The following is a 19,082-nucleotide window of genomic DNA, read 5'->3' as shown; positions in this document are numbered from 1 at the left end:
AGAATGAAATGTTTTTTGAAATATTTTACACATAACAACCTCCCCTTTATTTGACAATCTAACAGAAGAGTGCTAAAAATAAAGTAATATAATACAGTCCTTTAACCCAACCCCGTGAGGTTGAGAAGGAAGTCGGAATATAATATACGTATGTTCTTTTTTAGGGATACGTATGCTTTTTTGGCCTTCTCATCATATCAGGTGAGAAGGCCTTTTGTTATTCTTCCATAGCGACTGTAGAAGAAAATAAGGAGGAGTAATAATGAACATTACTACTAATGTACAATCATCAACAGAGGAGACGAAAGAGAAAAGATATAAAACATTATTTGGTTCTGCGCTAGGATATGCAGCAGAAGGATTAGATATGTTGCTCTTATCTTTCGTACTTGTCTACATTCTAAAAGAATTTCATCTTAGCCCTGTCGAGGGAGGGAACTTAACATTAGCCACAACAATTGGGATGTTAATTGGCTCCTATTTATTTGGATTTATTGCTGATTTATTCGGTCGTATTCGTACAATGGCCTTTACAATCTTACTATTTTCACTAGCAACTGCACTTATTTATTTCGCAACAGATTATTGGCAATTATTAATTCTTCGCTTTTTAGTTGGAATGGGCGTTGGTGGTGAATTCGGGATTGGAATGGCCATCGTAACAGAAACATGGTCTAAAGAAATGCGTGCTAAAGCGACATCAGTTGTTGCACTTGGCTGGCAATTTGGTGTCTTGGTTGCTTCACTCCTTCCAGCATTTATCGTCCCGCATTTTGGATGGAGAGCTGTTTTCTTATTTGGATTAATTCCCGCCTTATTAGCTGTTTATGTCCGTAAAAGTTTAAGCGAACCGAAAATATGGGAACAAAAACAACGATACAAAAAGGAATTGTTAAAAAAAGAAGATGAAGGTAATTTAACGACTACTGAAGCAGAACAACTAAAACAAATGAAAAAGTTCCCACTTCGAAAGTTATTTGCAAGTAAAAAAGTAACAATCACAACAATTGGTCTTATTATCATGTCATTTATCCAGAACTTCGGATATTATGGAATTTTCACATGGATGCCAACTATTTTAGCGAATAAATATAACTATACATTAGCAAAAGCAAGCGGTTGGATGTTCATTTCTACTATTGGTATGCTAATTGGGATTGCGACTTTTGGGATTCTAGCCGATAAAATTGGCCGCCGCAAAACATTTTCATTATATTATATCGGTGGTACTATATACTGCCTCATTTACTTCTTCCTATTCACAGATGCGACATCACTGTTATGGGGAAGTGCATTGCTTGGATTCTTTGCAAATGGAATGATGGGAGGATTCGGGGCAATTTTAGCTGAAAACTATCCTGCCGAAGCTCGCTCCACAGCGGAAAACTTTATTTTCGGCACAGGGCGTGGATTAGCTGGATTTGGACCGGTTATTATCGGATTACTCGCTACGGGCGGCAATCTACTTGGAGCATTGTCCCTAATTTTTATCATTTATCCAATCGGATTGATTACGATGCTATTATGTGTACCAGAAACAAAGGGAAAAGTGTTGGATTAAGCATAAAAGAGGAAGCATCTCACTTAAGATGCTTCCTCTTTTCAATGTTTGTTTATTATTTACTTTGATTTACTAGCTTTCTGGAATAAGAAAGCTGTTTTATCTTTTTCCTCTACAATTCCTTGCTTCAATGCTAATTCCCCTGCAACTTTAGGAGCTAACCATAGCATTGGGAATAATAAAATTGATACAGGAACAGCCGTCACTACAATAAAGGATTGTAGTGCATTAATACTTCCCTCACCCATATATAAAAGAATTGCTGCAACTGCTCCCATAATAAGCGACCAAAAAATTCGCAAGCTAATTCTAGGATCTCCATCTCCAGTCACTGCCATTGAAATGGAATAGGCCATTGAATCTCCTGTTGTTACTACAAATAAAATTGTTAATAAAAGAAATGCCGGTCCGATAATATTAGAAAGTGGTAATTGTTGCGTAATTGCAATCATAGCTGCTGGCATACCAGATTCACTTAATGCCACCGAGATAGAGCCTGGCTTCATTAACTCATAAAACACACCAGATCCGCCCAGTATAGTAAACCAAAACGTTGTAATAATAGGTGCGATAATTCCAATTGCAACGATGATTTCTCGGATTGTTCTTCCTCTTGAAATTCGGCTCACTAAAATTGCCATCATCGGTCCATATCCAATAAACCATCCCCAGAAAAAGATTGTCCACGATCCTAACCAACCTGTATCACCACGATATGTACTCATTGGAATAAATTCATTTATATAAAATCCAAACGAAGAAACAAATGAATCGATAATAAATCCACCTGGTCCAAATAGTAATACAAATACCATTAATAAAACTGCTAACCTAACATTTAAATCACTTATAATTTGAATCCCTTTATCAATTCCTGTTACCGCAGATATAGTAGAAACAGCTACTACACAAACAATAATGGCTAATTGAGTAGTAAACACATCAGGAATGGCAAACAATGCTTGTAACCCATAACTTGCTTGTAGTCCTAAAAATCCAATTGGACCAATTGTACCTGCAGCTACCGCAATAATGGCAAACACATCGATCATTGTTCCAAGCCAACTCTTTCGCAATTTCTCTCCAAAAATAGGATATAAAAGTGTTCGAGGTTTTAACGGCATACCTTTATGATAATGTCCGTACATCATAACTACCGCACTAATTGTACCTAAAATCGTCCAAGCCAGGAAACCCCAGTGCATATAACTTTGTGCTAAAGCAGGCATTACCGCTTCTTTCGTTCCAGCAGTTATACCTTCATGTATTGGTGGCACCGTCATCAAATGGTACATCGGCTCTGCGGCTGCCCAAAAAACGCCACCTCCGGCAAGTAATGTAGACATAATAATAGCGAGCCATTTTGTCGTACTAATCTCAGGTTTTTCTAGCCCCCCAAGTTTAACTCTCCCATATTTCGAAAACGCCATACACATTGCAACAACAAATGTACCAATTAATAAAACTTGCCAAAAGGCACCAAAATATTTAATTGAAGCTGTAAAACTGCTATTAATGACTCCCTCTACGTAACTTTTATTTAAAATAACTGCAATTACAAATAATAAAAGTGAGCCACCACTAATAAGAAATACAGGCCAATCAGTTTTTTGACTCTTCATTCTCATTTACCTTCCTCCTTCCTCAGCAATCTAAAAAAACAACTTCATTATGTTTTATTGTTTATATTCCACACACAATAATTATATAAGTATAATGCTTTAGTGATTTCACACACACTTATGTTGTCCCTAAAAATATGCTAAATCCTTTTTATTTTAAAAGAATATTTTATTCCTCTTACATAAAAACGCAAAACAAAAGACCTTATATTTCTATAAGGTCTTCGAAACAGAAATTTGATTATAACACAAGGAACTGACCGTTTCAAAAAAGGTCGTGCTAAAAGAGCTAGAAGTAAAGGCTTCCAACTGCTATTTAATAGGAATGAAAAAAAATTCAAATTTCACGATTGATACCTTTATATTACAAACTACTTATGGAAGAAATTAGGTGAAACAATGTCATTCGGATACGGTTTATGATAAATATGAGTTGTAGCAGGTGATAACGGAGGAATTAACCATACCCAGTTGCCAGTTACAACCCGTCCACAAGCAACTTCTTGCTTCTCAAACTGCTGAAATTGCTGGGCGGCAGTATGGTGATCTACAATGCTAACCCCTTGTTTTTTGAAAGAATGTAAAACAGCTATATTTAACTCAATTAACGCTTTGTCTTTCCATAACGTACTATTTCTGGAAGTATCTAAATTCATCATCTCTGCAACTACTGGAAGCAAATTATAACGGTCATGATCCGCTAAATTACGAGCACCAATTTCAGTCCCCATATACCATCCATTAAACGGGGCTGCTGTATAAGAAATACCACCAATCTCTAAGCGCATATCTGAAATCATCGGTACCCCATACCATTTTACTTCTAGTGATGAAATTGGGTACTCTGGATGTTCAATTGGTACCTCTTTCACTTCTTTTTTAGGGATTTCTTTATATACAGGATCTTTTCCATCAACAGAAAACACAAGCGGTAATACGTCAAAATGTGTACCTTCTCCTTGCCAACCAAGACCTTGACATAAATCAGTAAGTGCGGCGGAGTGTGAGTCACCGATCACTCCCATTTCCGTTTTGTATCCTGCATATCGAATTAATTGATGATTATAAAGTCTTATATTATTCTCTTCACCTTGATATTTCTTAAAAATCGTAATCGTCGGTTTAACTTTCCCATCATTCGTCGCATATTTAATATGATGAATTAATGCATTATATACACCTTCCTCATCATTTACTTCTCGCGCATCTAATATGTGCATTTTACTCCAAAACAATCTCCCAATGCATCTATTACTATTACGCCATGCCATTCGTGATCCATGAACAAGCTCTTCAAATGTATGCTCATACGTTCCAGTCTTTTCTATCTCTATTAAAATTTCTTTCATACGCTCTTTTATTAATTTCTCTTTATTAAGTTCCTTATAGCAAACGGTAATAAAATTACTTGCTTCCTCTATTAATTGTTTCGTTTTGCCCATAAACAATCTCCTTCTATCTCAACAAGACACTACTACTTTACAGTATAAGCAAAAAGGATAAGAGTCACAAACGAAATCAAAAGTGTTACTTTTATTGTAATATTTTTCAAAAAATTCCCGGGATTATTGTTGACTTCCGAAAAAAACAAGTGTATTTTTGACTTAAGTAAACTATTTTTACTCAGGCCAACTTCTGAGGCGGAAAGGAGATAATTTCACGTATTCATTTCAATTGCCCAACCTTTCATATGACTATGATGAACTAGATCCATATATTGATGTGATACATTAGTATTCATCATGCATGTAAGGTAAATTTGGTGATGTAAAACTAGTATTGTCGAAATCCTCCAGAATCCCCCGGATTGCCACCGGGGGATTTATGATTATTTCAGTATATTTATGTAATGCTGTAAAACATTTTTTATTTCTGTATTTAATTCTCGGAACGGAAATCCTAATTCGCGAGCCTTTCTATTATGTAACGTACAATTAGTCATTTCATTATAAGGTGCTATATTCTCTCCCGCTTCTTGAATAAGAGCTTTTGTCCCACTGTTGTCTTCTATGAAACGAATAACTTCTTCCATGGAAATCACTCCGTTACTACAAGCATTAATTGGACCTTCTATATTTTCCATTCCGCACCATGCTAAAAACTCTCCTGCTTCTTTTTCATGTATGAACGATAACTGTCCATCTACATCATCGACAACAATACACGCTTGTTTCACAACATTTTCAACGTAAAATTGTAATCTTTTCGTATAATCATTTTCTCCAATAACAACTGGAAAACGCACTGCAACGACTGGGAATTCTGCATGTTGAAATAAAACTGCCTCAGCTAATCGCTTACCTTCACTATAATTGAAATCATTCCTACCTCCATACGTAATTGTATACTTGTACGGATTGAAGTTTTCTTCTAACAGGCCTAGCGCAGGCTCATAGACAGCCATTGAAGATGTCATAATGTATTTCTTCGTTTTTCCTTTTAGCACTTCACATACTATCTTCGCTGCATTCGAGCTATAGCATAAATTATCGTATACGATATCATAACTTTTATCTTCTAGACTCTCTTTTAGTAACTCTTCATCTTCTCTATCGACAATCAATCTTTTTACTGCACTACCGAAAGAATCTTCGGTAACTCCCCTCGTAGCAATCGTTACATCGTGTCCAGCTTGCAACAGTACTTCTACTAAATGTTTACCAAAAAACCTTGTTCCCCCTAGTACCAATACCTTTTTCAACTTCATCATCCCCTGTTTTATAAAATCGAATATTGTAAATTACTACCTTAATTATAAACTTGAATATAAATAAAAAGCATGGAATCATTATCAAGATTCCATGCTTTCTTATATACGATACTTTAACGTACTCGATATTTAAAAATACAATAGCAGCAATAGAAAATAGAAATTACTGATACATAAACCCATAGTTCATATACAAATCCCTCTCCCCATACTCCCATAAAATAAAAGAGTGCAGGCAACGTCAATGTTACCCACGATTGTACAAAGGCAATTCTGCCAAGATATTGATTGATATTCTTTTTTTGTGCATTTAATACAAAGAATAAATACCAAAGTAATGCCCACATAAACCATGTTAACGCATTAACAACATCGTGGAATTGAACAAATGAAACAACCATATAGAATAAAGCAATAATTGCTACCCAAATACAGAACCAGCCTAGTCCACTACTATCCATTCCTTTAATAAAAGTAACGCCTACATATAAATAAGTTAAACCAAACAAAAAAGTAGCTGCATATGAATATACCGTCCAATTACTTTGATCAGAAATCATAATCAAATAGAACGGAATGATAATTTGTAATGCCCCCACAAATAAATTAAAGACACCTGCACTTTTCATCTCTACTTTTCCTAATATGACAAGACTATTTAAAAATAAAGCTGCACCTGAAAGTAATAATCCTACGTAACCCATATATATTCGTGTGAAAATCTTTCCCTTTCACACTTTTAACCTCCCCACAATATAAAGTTTCACTTTATTATTTTTCTTCCTATTTAAAACTACATACATAATTTTTAATCCAAATAAGTCAGACTTCCTACCTTAAAAAAGAGCAAATTTAAAACGCTTTCAATAATAAATAACCCTATCAGGACATTAAATAGGATTCCTTGATTATAAACTTACTCTAACCATGATACAAGCCAAGAAGGTAACACAGTATATCATAAACAGCTCGTTCGCATTTATTAAGCCCTCCTCTTATGTAAAAGGAGCTGGTCAGTAATACATTCACCTTTATGAAATCCTTGTATTACTGACCTAACACTTCATAGTTTTTCATATGGAACAATTGCTATTTATCATAAATATCATTCGGATTAATTGTAGGAATAAATCCATTTATAGAGCTATATTTTTTAGATACGTTATTTGGAGTAACGGTAAACGTTACAATTTTATTACTTTGTTGTTTAAAATAGCGCATCCAATTTTGACTCCATTCATCTTTCGCAATAACTTGTTTATTGAAGTCTTCCCACAATACACCATGTATAAAATTCAAGGATGTATTTTTGATTGTTTCAAATCCCCAATTCTGTATAAGAAGCAGGTTGGAATCAACACTTTTAATTTCTTTTAATAAATTTACATATGCTTCTCGAAATTTTCCTTGTGTAGCTGGCTGATCATAAAAATAGTCATCAATATCACCAGCTGTATCTAAAAACACACCATCTATGCCTTTGCCAATAATTTGCTGTTTTACTTTATTAACAACAATCCCACGGTAATGTTCATCAGCTAAGTTCATAATATATGTATTCCACTGCTCAATCTTCATTTTCTTACCGTCTCTATAATAATAGTCTGATTCAACTACTTGTGATTTATGCCACGCTTCTAATTCTAAAACACTAACATAACCAAGGACTACCGTTCCTGACTTTTTCAATTGCTGAACTTGTTCTTTCGTAAATGCATATGGCTCTATAATAACCATGTCATACTTTGAAAGTCTCTCAATTACTTGCTCATTTGCTTCACCATAATAAATTTTATAACTTCGTACATTTTTTAAAACTGGTTCCACAACATTTGCTTGTGCGGATGTACTTGAGGAAAAAATAAAAGAAAATATAGCTAAAAAGCATATGGAACGTTTCCACTCCATAATAATATTACCCCCTATACAACTGTAATTTTCTATCGTTTTACATTTTAACACCTTTAAATATTAATACAAACTTAGTAATTCCATAACATTTTACATTTTTCAAACTCGATATCTTTATAAAAATCCCAATAAATACAATTTATTAACAAAAATTAGAATTTATTTCACTTGAATTTACTACATCCCTGTTGATAAAATGATTTGGGCTCTATATATTATATATCTTAAAATAATTCTTTTAAATTATGTATTTTATTTCAGTGTACTATTCCTCAAAATTAAATTTGCAAATGAAAGAAGGAATTTATTTATGTACTATAAGCAATCCAATTCATTCCAAAAAATGATTGAACCTACGATTCTCTTTATTGCACTATTTTTTCTCTCAATACTAACTGATTTTCTAACACCTACGTATGAATACTGCTTACTCTTATTTATTACATTAATTATTTCCAGCCGGTATGGTATATCTATTGCCCTTTTCGTCTTTCTGGAAGCAATGATTTATATTTTTGTAAGCGGTATATATATAGAAGATGATGTATTACTGTACTTTTATTCATCAGGTTACTGGATAAGTTGGATTTTCTTACTTGTTATTAGTTTATGTTGCGGATTAATGAGTACTTCACAAAAAGAACGTTATGAAGATGTACATATGATAAATAATGAGCTGAAGGCTGAAAATAAAGAATTAAAACATGTTGTGAAACAATTGGATGAAACACGTATTACACTACGTTCTCGTGTACTTGAATCAAATAACCATTTGTCGAAAATGTATCATATGTTTAAAGCTTTAAATCATACACATCCTGAAATTGTACTCGATGAAGGAATAAATGTATTAAAAATGTACTTTGGAGCAAAAAAAATTGGTATCTATCACGTCGATAACAATAAACAATCGCTTCGTATTAAATTAAGATCAGAAACTGGTAAAAATACATTATCTCAATCCATTTTTGTTAAAAACGCTTCGTTAGTCATCAAAAATGCTCTAGCGCATAATCGACCTTTTTTCCGTACGGATGAAGATTTTCAAGATGCTCCACTTTTAGTTGGTCCCGTCCTATTCCAAGATGATGTACAATACGTCATTATATTAGACGAAATCGAGTTTTCAAAAGTAACTTCTGAGCAATTCGAACTTTTTACATGGTATTTACGCTGGATGGGTGATCGTTTACAGAACGCTTCTAATCTTTGGCTATCGAGTCAAGAGGATCGCACATTCCCTAAAACAAGCATTTATTATGAAGGTGAATTTGAACATTTACTAAAAATAGAAAAGAAACGTTACGAAACATTATCTTATCCATATTCCTATTTTGAGTTCAATGCTCCGCAAGATTCTTTAGAAATGATAAATTCTATTTTAAAAGACCATTTGCGTGATATTGATATATTCGGTTATAGTACGACCGAACAAAAGATTATGATTTTATTACCTGGCACTGAAGAAAAGTTTTTACTCCAAGTTCAAACTCGTATACAACATGCTCTTTCTTCTAAAGGAGTGATAGTCTAATGATTTTACTCCTTCTTTATTTTATTTATGCTATTTTGGTTTTTCTTTTATTTCGATTTACGAAAAGTGTAATTGCTGAAGATAAAAAAGGAATTATTGAATTTTGCTTGATTATCTCTCTTCTTTTCCCACTTATCGGACTTATTGTATCAGTAATCATGTTATTACTTAATATAAGACGATCCAAAACCGATTGGTTACAGCAATACTCTGAGTACGTTTCCTTTCAAGTTGATAATTACGAAGATATTTTAGAATCAGCAAGACAAGATATGGACTTAATTTCATTTTCTTCTGGATTAGAACTAGATAAGCCTGAATTACATAAACAACTCATTGTACAGTTAAGCTCCTCCTCTATTTCTAATGAAGGAGGCTTATTGAAAGAAGCAATTCACCATAAAGATCCTGAAACTGTACATTACGCAGCAACTACTATTAATTTACTAAATGAACGGTACGAAAAACAGATCGAATACTTAAATAAGCAATTTCTACAAAATCCACAAAATGAAATTGCAAAAGAATTAGTTTCTAACTATTTAAGATATATAGACAGCGGTCTTCTTTCTAATCAGCAAAAAGAAAAAATAATCGATGAATTTATGAATTTTATTACACAAAGTGTAGAACTATTCCCTAACGAATCTCTTTACCCTTTCCACCTTGGAAATCTGTTTCTACACACAAAACAATATGCAAAGTCTGAAGAACAGTTTTTAAATCTTATTCATTTCTATCCTGAATCCTATTACGGTTATGTTGGATTACTTGAAATATATTATGACCAAAAGTTATGGGACAAGCTCTATAACTTAATCAATAATCTAACAACCGCAAAAAGAATTCATATACTACCGCGTAAATATCAATTATTTGTAAAGCAGTTTGGAGGCGCACACATTGAAAAAGGGAATTAATCTATATATCGGGATTATTAGTATCATTTTATTTCTCTTAATTTTATCCATCCTTATATATCGAACAGAAAATTTTTATCAAAAGTTTTCTGTTCCTAAAGCTAAAGAAACAGATACTGTTAAAACACTCAAAGCAAAAGATGTAACTCAAAGTGGACATAAAATGCAATTATATGTTTTAAAAACGGATAATACATTAGGACAACAAGTCGAATTTAATACGAAGAAGGCAATGGATTACGCACACCTACACTATAAAGATATTACAGCTAATGAAATTAAGGGACTTACTCCTTCTCCCTATACAGGGATTATTATTACAGGTGAAATAATGGCGCAACTTCCACAAGCTGATATTCAAAATTTTGTACAAATGGGCGGAAGGATTATTATCGCAAACCGACTTGATTCAGATCCTTCCTGGAACGCCCTATTCGGTATTACAAAAAAAGAAGGCTTCAAAGACGCGAAAGGATTGACCTTTGAAGAGGTTTTATTCCCTGGTTATCCAGATCTCTCAAGTTCTTCTATATTGTTTACTCATAGCTCAATGAATATTACGCTAGATGAGAATACAACTAATACTTGGATTACAGCAGAAGATACTCCCATCCTCTGGACCAATGACTACGGTGAAGGAAAAGTCTTATATTGGAATACAACAGCATTGAACGATAAATTAGGTAGAGGTATGTTCGTTCAATCACTGGGTACTATTTTCCCGGCTTTCGCTACAGCACAACTTGGAGCCGAGATTATGTATATCGATGACTTCCCATCTCCGATTCCAAGTGGAGAACTAAAAAACTTAACAACAGAAAAAATTTCTGTTGAAGAATTTTATAAAAAACATTGGTGGAAAAATATGAAGAATATCTCTGAAGAGCTTGATATTAAATATACGGGTGTTGCAATTGGGACATACCAAAACAAAGTAACTCCACCTTTCGAAGATTTCTCAGGTAAAAATAGAAATACCTATTTATTATTTGGGAGAGAATTATTAAGTCATGGCGGAGAAATAGGCATTCATGGCTATAACCATCAACCTTTATTATTATCATCAGACCCAGTAGATAAAGCACTTGAATATGTTCCATGGAATTCAAAAGAGGATATGGAGAGCTCCTTAAATGCTCTACAAAAACTCGTGTATAACTTCTTTCCAAATGAAAAGTTAAAAACCTATGTACCACCATCCAATATTATAAATACAACTGGATTAAGTGCGTTAAACGACGCGGTCCCAACTATAGAAACAGTTGCTTCCCTATATGTGGGGGGTAAAGGTAACGGCAGTTTAATTCAAGAATTCGGACCAGATGAACAGAATAAAAACATTTATCACTTCCCGCGCATTACGAGTGGCTATGCTATCACAGATGAAGAGCAATTTATCTTAACTGATGTTACTGCAAATTTAGGGATTATCTCACATTTCGTCCATCCAGATGATATCCTTGATGAAAAACGCTCGGGTAACTTAACATGGGAAGAATTATTTAAAGCTTATAAAACGACAATTAAAGAAATACGAGAAAGATATCCTTATATAAAAAGTATGACCCAAAGTGAAGCAACTGCTTCTATGAAAATTTATCAAACTGGTGACCTAGATGTTTCTTATGAAGATGATGCTGTTCACATTGCCTATCAAGGGTTACCAAACCATACTTCAACAATTATACGTGTAGAAGAAGGTAAGAAGATACAACCTGGCTCATTCTCTTACGGTACAGTTAAAAAGCTTGATTCCCAAATTTATAGCGTTACGTTAACGAAGGCCAGCGCTACAATTCCAATTAAAGGAGAATAACAAATGAGAATAGGTTTGGTCGTTGAAGGCAGCTACCCCTTTGTAAGTGGAGGGGTAGCAAGCTGGGTTCAGATGATTATCCAGCAGTTTAAAGAACATGAATTTACGATTTTTGCGATAGTCCCTCAAGTAAAAACAGAAAATGAATATCAATATGAAATTCCAAGCAACGTAAAAGATATCATTCTGATTCCTTTGCAATCAGAAAATGAAGCAAAACATATAAAAACTAATTTAACTGAACAAGAAGTACAGACACTTCAAAAATGGTTTACATTTCAAGCCAACGATACAACAGCATTACAAATATTAGGAAACAAACAAAAACTAGGAACACTCCATTCCTTCTTCGAAAGCCGTGAGTTTTATGCAATTGTTAAAGAAAGCTATTTATATGAAGAAAGTAGTGGCTCCTTCTTAAATTACTTTTGGATGTGGAGATCTATGTTCACACCAATCATTCAAATTTTACAAATTGATTTTCCTGAATTAGATCTTATTCATTCTGTATCGACAGGATATGGTGGATTACTTGGTGCTGCAATTAGTGCCAAGTCCGATATACCATTTATTCTAACTGAGCATGGTATTTATTCTCGAGAGCGCGAAGAAGAAATACTACAATCTACTTGGATACCAATTGAATACAAAAAAAGATGGGTTTCTTTCTTTCATCACTTGTCTCATCAAGCATATGAACAAGCTGATGATGTAATTACGTTGTTCGGCCGAAATAGTGCATATCAAAAAGAATTAGGTGCCCCGGCCCATAAACTAAAAATCGTTCCAAATGGCGTTACTTTATCTGACTATAAAGGGTTACGTAAACCAAAATACAATTCGGATAAACTCATCATTTCCGCCATTATACGAGTTGTGCCAATTAAAGATGTAAAAACAATGATTTATGCAGCTAAATTATTATTGGAAAAAGATATTCCATTTATATTTTACCTACTAGGTCCTGATACGGAAGAAGCAGAATATGCTCAGGAATGTCGTGATTTAATTCAACAATTAGGATTAGAAGAGCATGTAATAATGACCGGCAAAGTAAATATTAAAGATTACTTAAAACAAACAGATCTTCTCGTATTAACAAGTATATCTGAAGGACAACCATTAGCTATGTTAGAAGGAATGGCAGCAGGATTACCGTGGGTTGTTACAGATGTCGGCTCTTGTAAGGAATTAATTTACGGACAAGATGGAGATCCTTACGGACAATGTGGATTTGTTGTACCACCTGTATCTCCTGAACAAGTTGCCATTCATTTAGAGTGGTATTATCGTCACCCTGAATCCATTCAACAATTTGGGGATAATGGGCGCAATCGTATTGAAGCGCACTATCAATTATCAGGTGTCGTTGATAGTTATCGTAAGCTTTACTTAGAAAGAGGTAAAAAAACATGGCAGGAATAGGATTTCGTTTACAAAAATTATTCCAAGAAGACTACTATTCTTCAAGAATAAAGGCGTACGGATTTTCATTATTTGTTACAGCTGGTCCGTGGTTAGTCGTTATTTTAGCAGTAACAGCTATTCGATACATTTTAAGTTTGTTCCATTCTATTTCAATTGAGGAACAGCGCCTTTTCACAATTTCAATTTCATACTGCTTTATTTTTTCTCAAATCATATATGGTGCCCTGCAGCTCATCGTAACTAGATATGTGGCTGATCTTTTATACGAGCAAAAAGCTGATAAAGTATTTTCTTCCTTTTTAGGAATGACGAAAATCACACTTTTCTTAGCTATTGTCTTGTGGCTTTTGTTTGCAATTTTTACACCATTAGCCTTGTATTATAAAATCGTGATGCTATTTTTATTTTTAGCTTTAAACATCATTTGGATTCAATCCATTTATTTAACAGCAGCTAAAGATTATCAGTCCATCGCTCTTGCATTTTTAATTGGTTCCATTTTCTCCTTATCTGGAATTGCGCTTATCGCTTACTGGCATCCAACACTTGGAATAGAACATGGATTTTCCCTATTACTTTTAATTTCTTTTACAATCGGGACTTTCATTACATTAGTGTGGTTAAGTATAGTTATTGTACGAATGTTTCCAAATAGTGATGCTACCGAACAATTTACCTTCCTTTCTTACTTAGATAAATATCCGGAACTATTTTGGTCAAGCTTACTTTACAATATTGGCATTTGGGTATGTAACTTTGTTATTTGGTTCGGAGAAGGGCGAGGAAATATTGAAAACACGTTTATTTATCATCAAATGTATGATACCTCTGTTTTCTGGGCATATTTAAGCATTATCCCAACCTATATTTTCTTCGTAGTATCCATTGAAACAAGGTTTTATGAACGGTATAAGAAGTTCTTCGGTTCAGTTAACAATGGGGCGACATTAAATACAATTTTACAATTAAAAGAATCAATGAACTTTGTCCTAAAGCAAGAAATGGAACGCATACTTCGTAATCAAGGTATTTTTTCTTTACTTATTATTTTTATAATATGGATGTTTAGTTCACAATCTGGGAACGTGACACTTGAATACTCTATTTTGCAACTGACTATAATTGGTGCTTATGCAAACGGGATGATCCTTGTTATCACGTTACTACTCTTATATTTTGAAGATCGTAAAGGGGCATTTCGAACATCAGCCCTGTTCTTTTTTGCAAACCTATTATTAAGTCTTCTTCTACTTCCATTTGGATTCAATGGTTACGGTATTAGTTTTGCACTCGGATCTTCTATTACATTCTTATATGCTATTTCTAGACTCTTTACTTATATTAAAGATATTGACTACTATACATTTTGTCAGTCAAACATTTCTATGAAACAGCGAACTTTCTTTACTAAAGTGGCCAATAAACTTAATGGAAAATAAACAGATAAAAAAATGACCTCTTGCTTATGCAAAGGTCATTTTTTTATCTGTTTATTAAACTTCTAGATAGCCATTTTTGTTATTTGATTGCCATCTCCAAGAATCTGTACACATCTCTTCTAATCCGCGTTTTGCTTCCCATCCTAATTCACGCTTCGCTTTCGATGCATCTGCAAAACATACTGCAACATCACCAGGGCGACGCTCCGTAATTTTATAAGGAACTTCCTTGCCTGAAACTTTTTCAAATGCTTCAACCATTTCTAATACACTATAACCAGTACCTGTACCGAGATTGTATGCATCTATCACAGTAGTAGTGCCAAGTACCTTTTCAAGCGCCTTTACATGGCCATTTGCTAAGTCTACAACATGAATATAATCACGGACACCCGTGCCATCTTTTGTTGGATAGTCATTTCCAAATACACTTAATTCTTTTAACTTACCTACTGCTACTTGCGTTACATATGGCATTAAGTTATTTGGAATTCCATTTGGGTCTTCTCCAATACGCCCACTTTCATGCGCACCAAATGGGTTGAAATAACGAAGTAATGCAATACTCCATTCTGCATCTGCAAATGCTACATCACGCATAATTTGTTCAATCATTAATTTCGTTTGACCATATGGATTTGTTGCACTTAATGGAAACTCCTCCGTAATTGGTGATGTTTCTGGAATACCATACACTGTTGCAGATGAACTGAAGATCATCTTCTTCACATTATGCTTCTGCATCACTTCACATAGCACTAATGTGCTTGTAATGTTGTTATGATAATACGTTAATGGGATTTCTACTGATTCCCCTACAGCCTTAAACCCTGCAAAGTGAATAACAGCTTCAATTGTATTTTCTTCAAAAATCGTATCCAGTGCTTCTCGATTTAAAATATCTTCTTTATAAAATTTAAACTGTTTTCCTGTTATCTCTTTTACTCGATTTATAGACTCTACTGAGCTATTCGAAAGATTATCTACTACTATAATTTCGTAACCGTTTTTTAGTAATTCTACGCATGTATGACTACCAATATATCCTGCTCCACCTGTTACAAGTATTGCCATAATTATAGTCCTCCATATTTCATTCATTATAAACTTATCAAAGTATATCACATATTTCTTATCATATGTTTATTATGCGAACACAGAAACTTACATTTTATCCCATGATTTTTCGGACAATACACGATTCAAATCAGGTAATAAAAAAACGCCACATAACAGACATCGTGTGGCGTTTTTTGATCAAATTACGTAACAATATACACTTAGAAAATGAGCAAGACTACCTAACAATACAAAAACATGAAAAATTTCATGGTGTCCCATATATTTAAACTCCAACCATTTTGGCTTCGCACCGTAAATAAACCCACCAATTGTATAAAAAATGCCTCCAAGTACTAAGAAAATAATACCTCCTGTACTTAAATTCTCAGCTAGCGGTGCAAAGAATAGAACAATTAACCAACCCATCAGAAGATAAATTGCTGTCGATAACCATCTTGGACAATTAAACCAAAACATTTTAAAAACAATACCAAAAATCGCAGTTGCATAAACTAAACAAAATAATAGTAAACCATTTGCCGAATTTAATGTAATTAAGCAAAAGGGTGCATATGTACCTGCAATTAATATAAAAATCATAGAATGATCTAGCTTCCTAAAGAAATAAATAACACGTTCACTGGCTACAACACTATGATACACAGCTGACGCCATATAAAGGACCATCATCCCTATACCAAATAAAATAACGGCTGTAATTGCAGCAACAGATGGCATCTTAACCGAAACCTTCACAAGCATAGCTAATAATGCAATAAATGATAATACAGCTCCTCCTAAGTGAGTAAATGCATTAACTGGTTCTCTTACATAAGTATTCATATAAACACCCCTCATATAATTACATGTAGTTTTCATAACTACATGTAATTATATACATATTATTCGCACGGGTCAACATTTACAATTCATTTGTTTCGTAATACCATATTTAAAGATATACTAAACATTAAGTTCCACTAAGTTATAAAAGTGAGGGGTTCTACGTGGAAAATATAAATAAATTACTTGAATCATTACATTTAGAAAAAAGTATTAAACTTGAGGATATCCCAAATGTCGACTTATATGTAGACCAAGTTGTCCAACTATTTGAGAATACTTATGCGGATACAACGAGAACTGATGATGAAAAAGTATTAACAAAAACAATGATTAACAATTACGCAAAAGGGAAATTATTCATCCCTATCAAAAATAAAAAGTATTCAAAAGAACATATGATTTTAATCAGCTTAATTTATCAATTAAAAGGGGCTCTTTCCATTAATGATATAAAAAGCTCCTTAGAAAATATAAATGCACCGTTAATAAACGATGATACATTCGAATTAAATACTCTATATAAAGATTACCTTTCTCTTACTGACACCAATGTGGAAAGCTTTAAGCAAGACGTGAATAACCGTGTTAAGGAAGTAAACGAAGTTTCTTCCTTAGAAGATCCAAAGCTAGAAAAGTTTTTATTACTAACATCCTTCGTGACTATGAGTAATATGTATAGACGTTTAGCAGAGAAACTAGTTGATGACCTTAAAGAAACTTAAACAAAAAAACTATCCACCTGTTAGAGGTGGATAGTTTTTTTGTTTACTTAATTGCTTCATGAACCTTTAATTGTTTCCCTTTAATCGTTGTGCTTTTCATGATTTTTAAAACAAGTGGTCCTTTTCCATTTAATATTTCAACGTAAGAAACATTGTCTTGTATTGTAATAATTCCTATATCTTCTGCTGTAACACCTTTAATTTTAGCAATTGTACCGACGAAATCTACCGCCCTAATTTTCTTTTTCTTCCCGCCATTAAAGTACAATTTCATAATTCCTTTGTTTAGGTCTGCGTTTTTATCTTTTTTTATAATTGGTTTAGCATGTATTTTTCCCTCAAATACTGCTTTCCCTTTCATAACTTCTTCTTTTGAAGGTGCAAGCGCCTTTGGAATTTCAAAGCCGATGTACTCCTCAATCTCTTCTAAAAATCTATTTTCATACGGCGTTATGAATGTAATAGCTTTTCCGTTATTACCAGCTCGTCCCGTTCTTCCCGTACGATGTACATAACTTTCTTTTTCTAATGGAATATCATAGTTAATAACATGTGTAATATTATCAATATCAATTCCTCTAGCAGCTACGTCTGTCGCTACTAAATAACGGAACCTTCCTTTTCTAAAATCGTCCATAACTTCAAAACGATCTTCTTGTACCATACCACCATGTATTTTGTCACAAGGATAGTTAACGCGCTTTAACTGTTGAAATACGTGATCTACATTTTCTTGTGTACGGCAAAAAATAATACAACTATCTGGATTCTCAATCGTTGTTACATCTTTAAGAAGTGAAAGCTTCTCCTCTTCTCTCGTCTCAAAAAGTGTATGTTCAATTTTATCTGTTGTAATCCCGGCAGCCTTAATTTCAATATGAGTTGGGGAGCCCATATACTTACGAGATAACTTTTCAACATCTTCTGGAAGTGTTGCTGAAAATAGCATTGTCATTCGTTTTTTAGGTAACTCGTCAATAATTGCCTCTACTTGATCGATAAAGCCCATATTCAGCATTTCATCTGCTTCATCAATAACTAAATACTTCAAACACTCTAAAGAAAGAGTACCTTTTTCAATATGATCTAACACACGGCCAGGAGTCCCAACCACAATATGTGTCTTTTGCTTTAATTCTAACTTTTGACGTGCAAATGGAGATTTACCATAAACTGCAGCAGCCTTAATTCTTTTGAAGCGGCCTATATTCGTAATATCTTCTTTTACTTGCACCGCAAGCTCTCTCGTCGGTGTTAAAACTAAAGCTTGTGGCTTATTCTCTTCCCACTCCACCATTTCACAAAGTGGTATGCCAAATGAAGCGGTTTTTCCACTTCCAGTCTGTGATTTCACGACAAGGTCTTTCTTTTGCAAGGCAACTGGAATAACCTCTCCTTGCACTTCTGTCGGATGTTCATATCCTAAACCAGTAAGTGCTCTTACAATTTCCTTACTTAATGCATAATCGGTAAAACTTCTTTTACTCATGTAATAACCTCATTTTATTCTG

General features: G+C 33.8%; 15 protein-coding genes. 7 read left to right on the top strand and 8 right to left on the bottom strand.

The window, feature by feature from the left end:
- Positions 1-262: 262 nt before the first annotated feature.
- A complete protein-coding gene (locus tag ACE38F_RS01910; RefSeq protein WP_375371059.1) occupies positions 263-1,561 on the top strand; it encodes an MFS transporter in 1,299 nt (432 codons plus the stop codon).
- A gap of 59 nt (positions 1,562-1,620) precedes the next feature.
- Here ACE38F_RS01910 and ACE38F_RS01905 read toward each other — a convergent pair whose 3' ends face one another.
- From ACE38F_RS01905 to ACE38F_RS01885, 5 genes are all read right to left on the bottom strand, one after another.
- Positions 1,621-3,189 (bottom strand): BCCT family transporter, encoded by a 1,569-nt coding sequence (locus ACE38F_RS01905; RefSeq protein ID WP_375371058.1) that lies wholly within the window; start codon positions 3,187-3,189, stop codon positions 1,621-1,623.
- 365 nt (positions 3,190-3,554) lie between these two features.
- Positions 3,555-4,625: a nitric oxide synthase oxygenase gene (locus tag ACE38F_RS01900; protein ID WP_375371057.1), complete on the bottom strand. Its 1,071-nt coding sequence runs from the start codon at positions 4,623-4,625 to the stop codon at positions 3,555-3,557.
- Positions 4,626-5,011: 386 nt separating this feature from the next.
- Positions 5,012-5,890: an NAD-dependent epimerase/dehydratase family protein gene (locus ACE38F_RS01895; RefSeq protein ID WP_375371056.1), complete on the bottom strand. Its 879-nt coding sequence runs from the start codon at positions 5,888-5,890 to the stop codon at positions 5,012-5,014.
- Positions 5,891-6,006: 116 nt separating this feature from the next.
- Positions 6,007-6,597: an AmiS/UreI family transporter gene (locus ACE38F_RS01890; protein ID WP_341308225.1), complete on the bottom strand. Its 591-nt coding sequence runs from the start codon at positions 6,595-6,597 to the stop codon at positions 6,007-6,009.
- A gap of 385 nt (positions 6,598-6,982) precedes the next feature.
- Positions 6,983-7,801: an endo alpha-1,4 polygalactosaminidase gene (locus tag ACE38F_RS01885; protein WP_375371055.1), complete on the bottom strand. Its 819-nt coding sequence runs from the start codon at positions 7,799-7,801 to the stop codon at positions 6,983-6,985.
- Positions 7,802-8,114: 313 nt separating this feature from the next.
- Here ACE38F_RS01885 and ACE38F_RS01880 point away from each other — a divergent pair, with 313 nt between their 5' ends.
- From ACE38F_RS01880 to pelG, 5 genes are read left to right on the top strand one after another with little or no spacing between them, the layout of a single operon-like run.
- Positions 8,115-9,338, top strand: coding sequence for a GAF domain-containing protein (locus tag ACE38F_RS01880; RefSeq protein ID WP_341308227.1), 1,224 nt, complete (start codon positions 8,115-8,117; stop codon positions 9,336-9,338).
- Positions 9,338-10,258, top strand: coding sequence for a tetratricopeptide repeat protein (locus ACE38F_RS01875; protein WP_215554898.1), 921 nt, complete (start codon positions 9,338-9,340; stop codon positions 10,256-10,258). Before ACE38F_RS01880 ends, ACE38F_RS01875 begins: the two co-directional genes overlap by 1 nt.
- Positions 10,242-12,074, top strand: coding sequence for a DUF2194 domain-containing protein (locus ACE38F_RS01870; RefSeq protein ID WP_375371054.1), 1,833 nt, complete (start codon positions 10,242-10,244; stop codon positions 12,072-12,074). The genes ACE38F_RS01875 and ACE38F_RS01870 overlap by 17 nt, the downstream gene beginning before the upstream one ends.
- A gap of 3 nt (positions 12,075-12,077) precedes the next feature.
- Complete coding sequence (pelF, locus tag ACE38F_RS01865) at positions 12,078-13,499, top strand: GT4 family glycosyltransferase PelF (RefSeq protein ID WP_215554900.1); 1,422 nt, start codon at positions 12,078-12,080, stop codon at positions 13,497-13,499.
- On the top strand, positions 13,487-14,941 hold the full coding sequence (gene pelG, locus ACE38F_RS01860) for an exopolysaccharide Pel transporter PelG (RefSeq protein ID WP_341308231.1): 1,455 nt from the start codon (positions 13,487-13,489) through the stop codon (positions 14,939-14,941). Before pelF ends, pelG begins: the two co-directional genes overlap by 13 nt.
- Positions 14,942-14,995: 54 nt before the next feature.
- On the opposite strand, the gene galE is transcribed toward pelG, so the two are convergent.
- Positions 14,996-16,015 (bottom strand): UDP-glucose 4-epimerase GalE, encoded by a 1,020-nt coding sequence (gene galE / locus ACE38F_RS01855; RefSeq protein ID WP_341308232.1) that lies wholly within the window; start codon positions 16,013-16,015, stop codon positions 14,996-14,998.
- Positions 16,016-16,198: 183 nt separating this feature from the next.
- Entirely contained in the window at positions 16,199-16,846 is a 648-nt protein-coding gene (gene trhA, locus ACE38F_RS01850; RefSeq protein ID WP_002144591.1) for a PAQR family membrane homeostasis protein TrhA, read from the bottom strand.
- Between the two features lie 164 nt (positions 16,847-17,010).
- On the opposite strand from trhA, the gene ACE38F_RS01845 reads away from it, so the two are divergent.
- Positions 17,011-17,571, top strand: coding sequence for a DUF1836 domain-containing protein (locus tag ACE38F_RS01845; RefSeq protein WP_002035007.1), 561 nt, complete (start codon positions 17,011-17,013; stop codon positions 17,569-17,571).
- Between the two features lie 43 nt (positions 17,572-17,614).
- Here the strand turns inward: ACE38F_RS01845 and ACE38F_RS01840 are convergent, their stop codons facing one another.
- The gene (locus tag ACE38F_RS01840) at positions 17,615-19,060 is read right to left on the bottom strand and encodes a DEAD/DEAH box helicase (RefSeq protein WP_375371053.1); all 1,446 of its coding nucleotides are present in this window, start codon (positions 19,058-19,060) and stop codon (positions 17,615-17,617) included.
- Positions 19,061-19,082: the final 22 nt, after the last annotated feature.

Origin of the sequence: Bacillus altaicus (assembly GCF_042136375.2) — a bacterium.
In the GTDB taxonomy this organism is placed as follows: domain Bacteria; phylum Bacillota; class Bacilli; order Bacillales; family Bacillaceae_G; genus Bacillus_A; species Bacillus_A cereus_U.
This window is presented reverse-complemented; position numbering and strand designations above follow the sequence as displayed.

What these genes read in the sequence shown, in the direction of transcription:
- pelF (WP_215554900.1), top strand. Translation starts at nt 12,078, where the DNA reads ATGAGAATAGGTTTGGTCGTTGAAGGCAGCTACCCCTTTGTAAGTGGA.
- ACE38F_RS01880 (WP_341308227.1), top strand. Translation starts at nt 8,115, where the DNA reads ATGTACTATAAGCAATCCAATTCATTCCAAAAAATGATTGAACCTACG.
- ACE38F_RS01895 (WP_375371056.1), bottom strand. Translation starts at nt 5,890, where the DNA reads ATGAAGTTGAAAAAGGTATTGGTACTAGGGGGAACAAGGTTTTTTGGT.
- ACE38F_RS01890 (WP_341308225.1), bottom strand. Translation starts at nt 6,597, where the DNA reads ATGGGTTACGTAGGATTATTACTTTCAGGTGCAGCTTTATTTTTAAAT.
- trhA (WP_002144591.1), bottom strand. Translation starts at nt 16,846, where the DNA reads ATGAATACTTATGTAAGAGAACCAGTTAATGCATTTACTCACTTAGGA.
- ACE38F_RS01900 (WP_375371057.1), bottom strand. Translation starts at nt 4,625, where the DNA reads ATGGGCAAAACGAAACAATTAATAGAGGAAGCAAGTAATTTTATTACC.
- ACE38F_RS01885 (WP_375371055.1), bottom strand. Translation starts at nt 7,801, where the DNA reads ATGGAGTGGAAACGTTCCATATGCTTTTTAGCTATATTTTCTTTTATT.
- ACE38F_RS01910 (WP_375371059.1), top strand. Translation starts at nt 263, where the DNA reads ATGAACATTACTACTAATGTACAATCATCAACAGAGGAGACGAAAGAG.
- ACE38F_RS01875 (WP_215554898.1), top strand. Translation starts at nt 9,338, where the DNA reads ATGATTTTACTCCTTCTTTATTTTATTTATGCTATTTTGGTTTTTCTT.
- ACE38F_RS01840 (WP_375371053.1), bottom strand. Translation starts at nt 19,060, where the DNA reads ATGAGTAAAAGAAGTTTTACCGATTATGCATTAAGTAAGGAAATTGTA.
- ACE38F_RS01905 (WP_375371058.1), bottom strand. Translation starts at nt 3,189, where the DNA reads ATGAGAATGAAGAGTCAAAAAACTGATTGGCCTGTATTTCTTATTAGT.
- pelG (WP_341308231.1), top strand. Translation starts at nt 13,487, where the DNA reads ATGGCAGGAATAGGATTTCGTTTACAAAAATTATTCCAAGAAGACTAC.
- galE (WP_341308232.1), bottom strand. Translation starts at nt 16,015, where the DNA reads ATGGCAATACTTGTAACAGGTGGAGCAGGATATATTGGTAGTCATACA.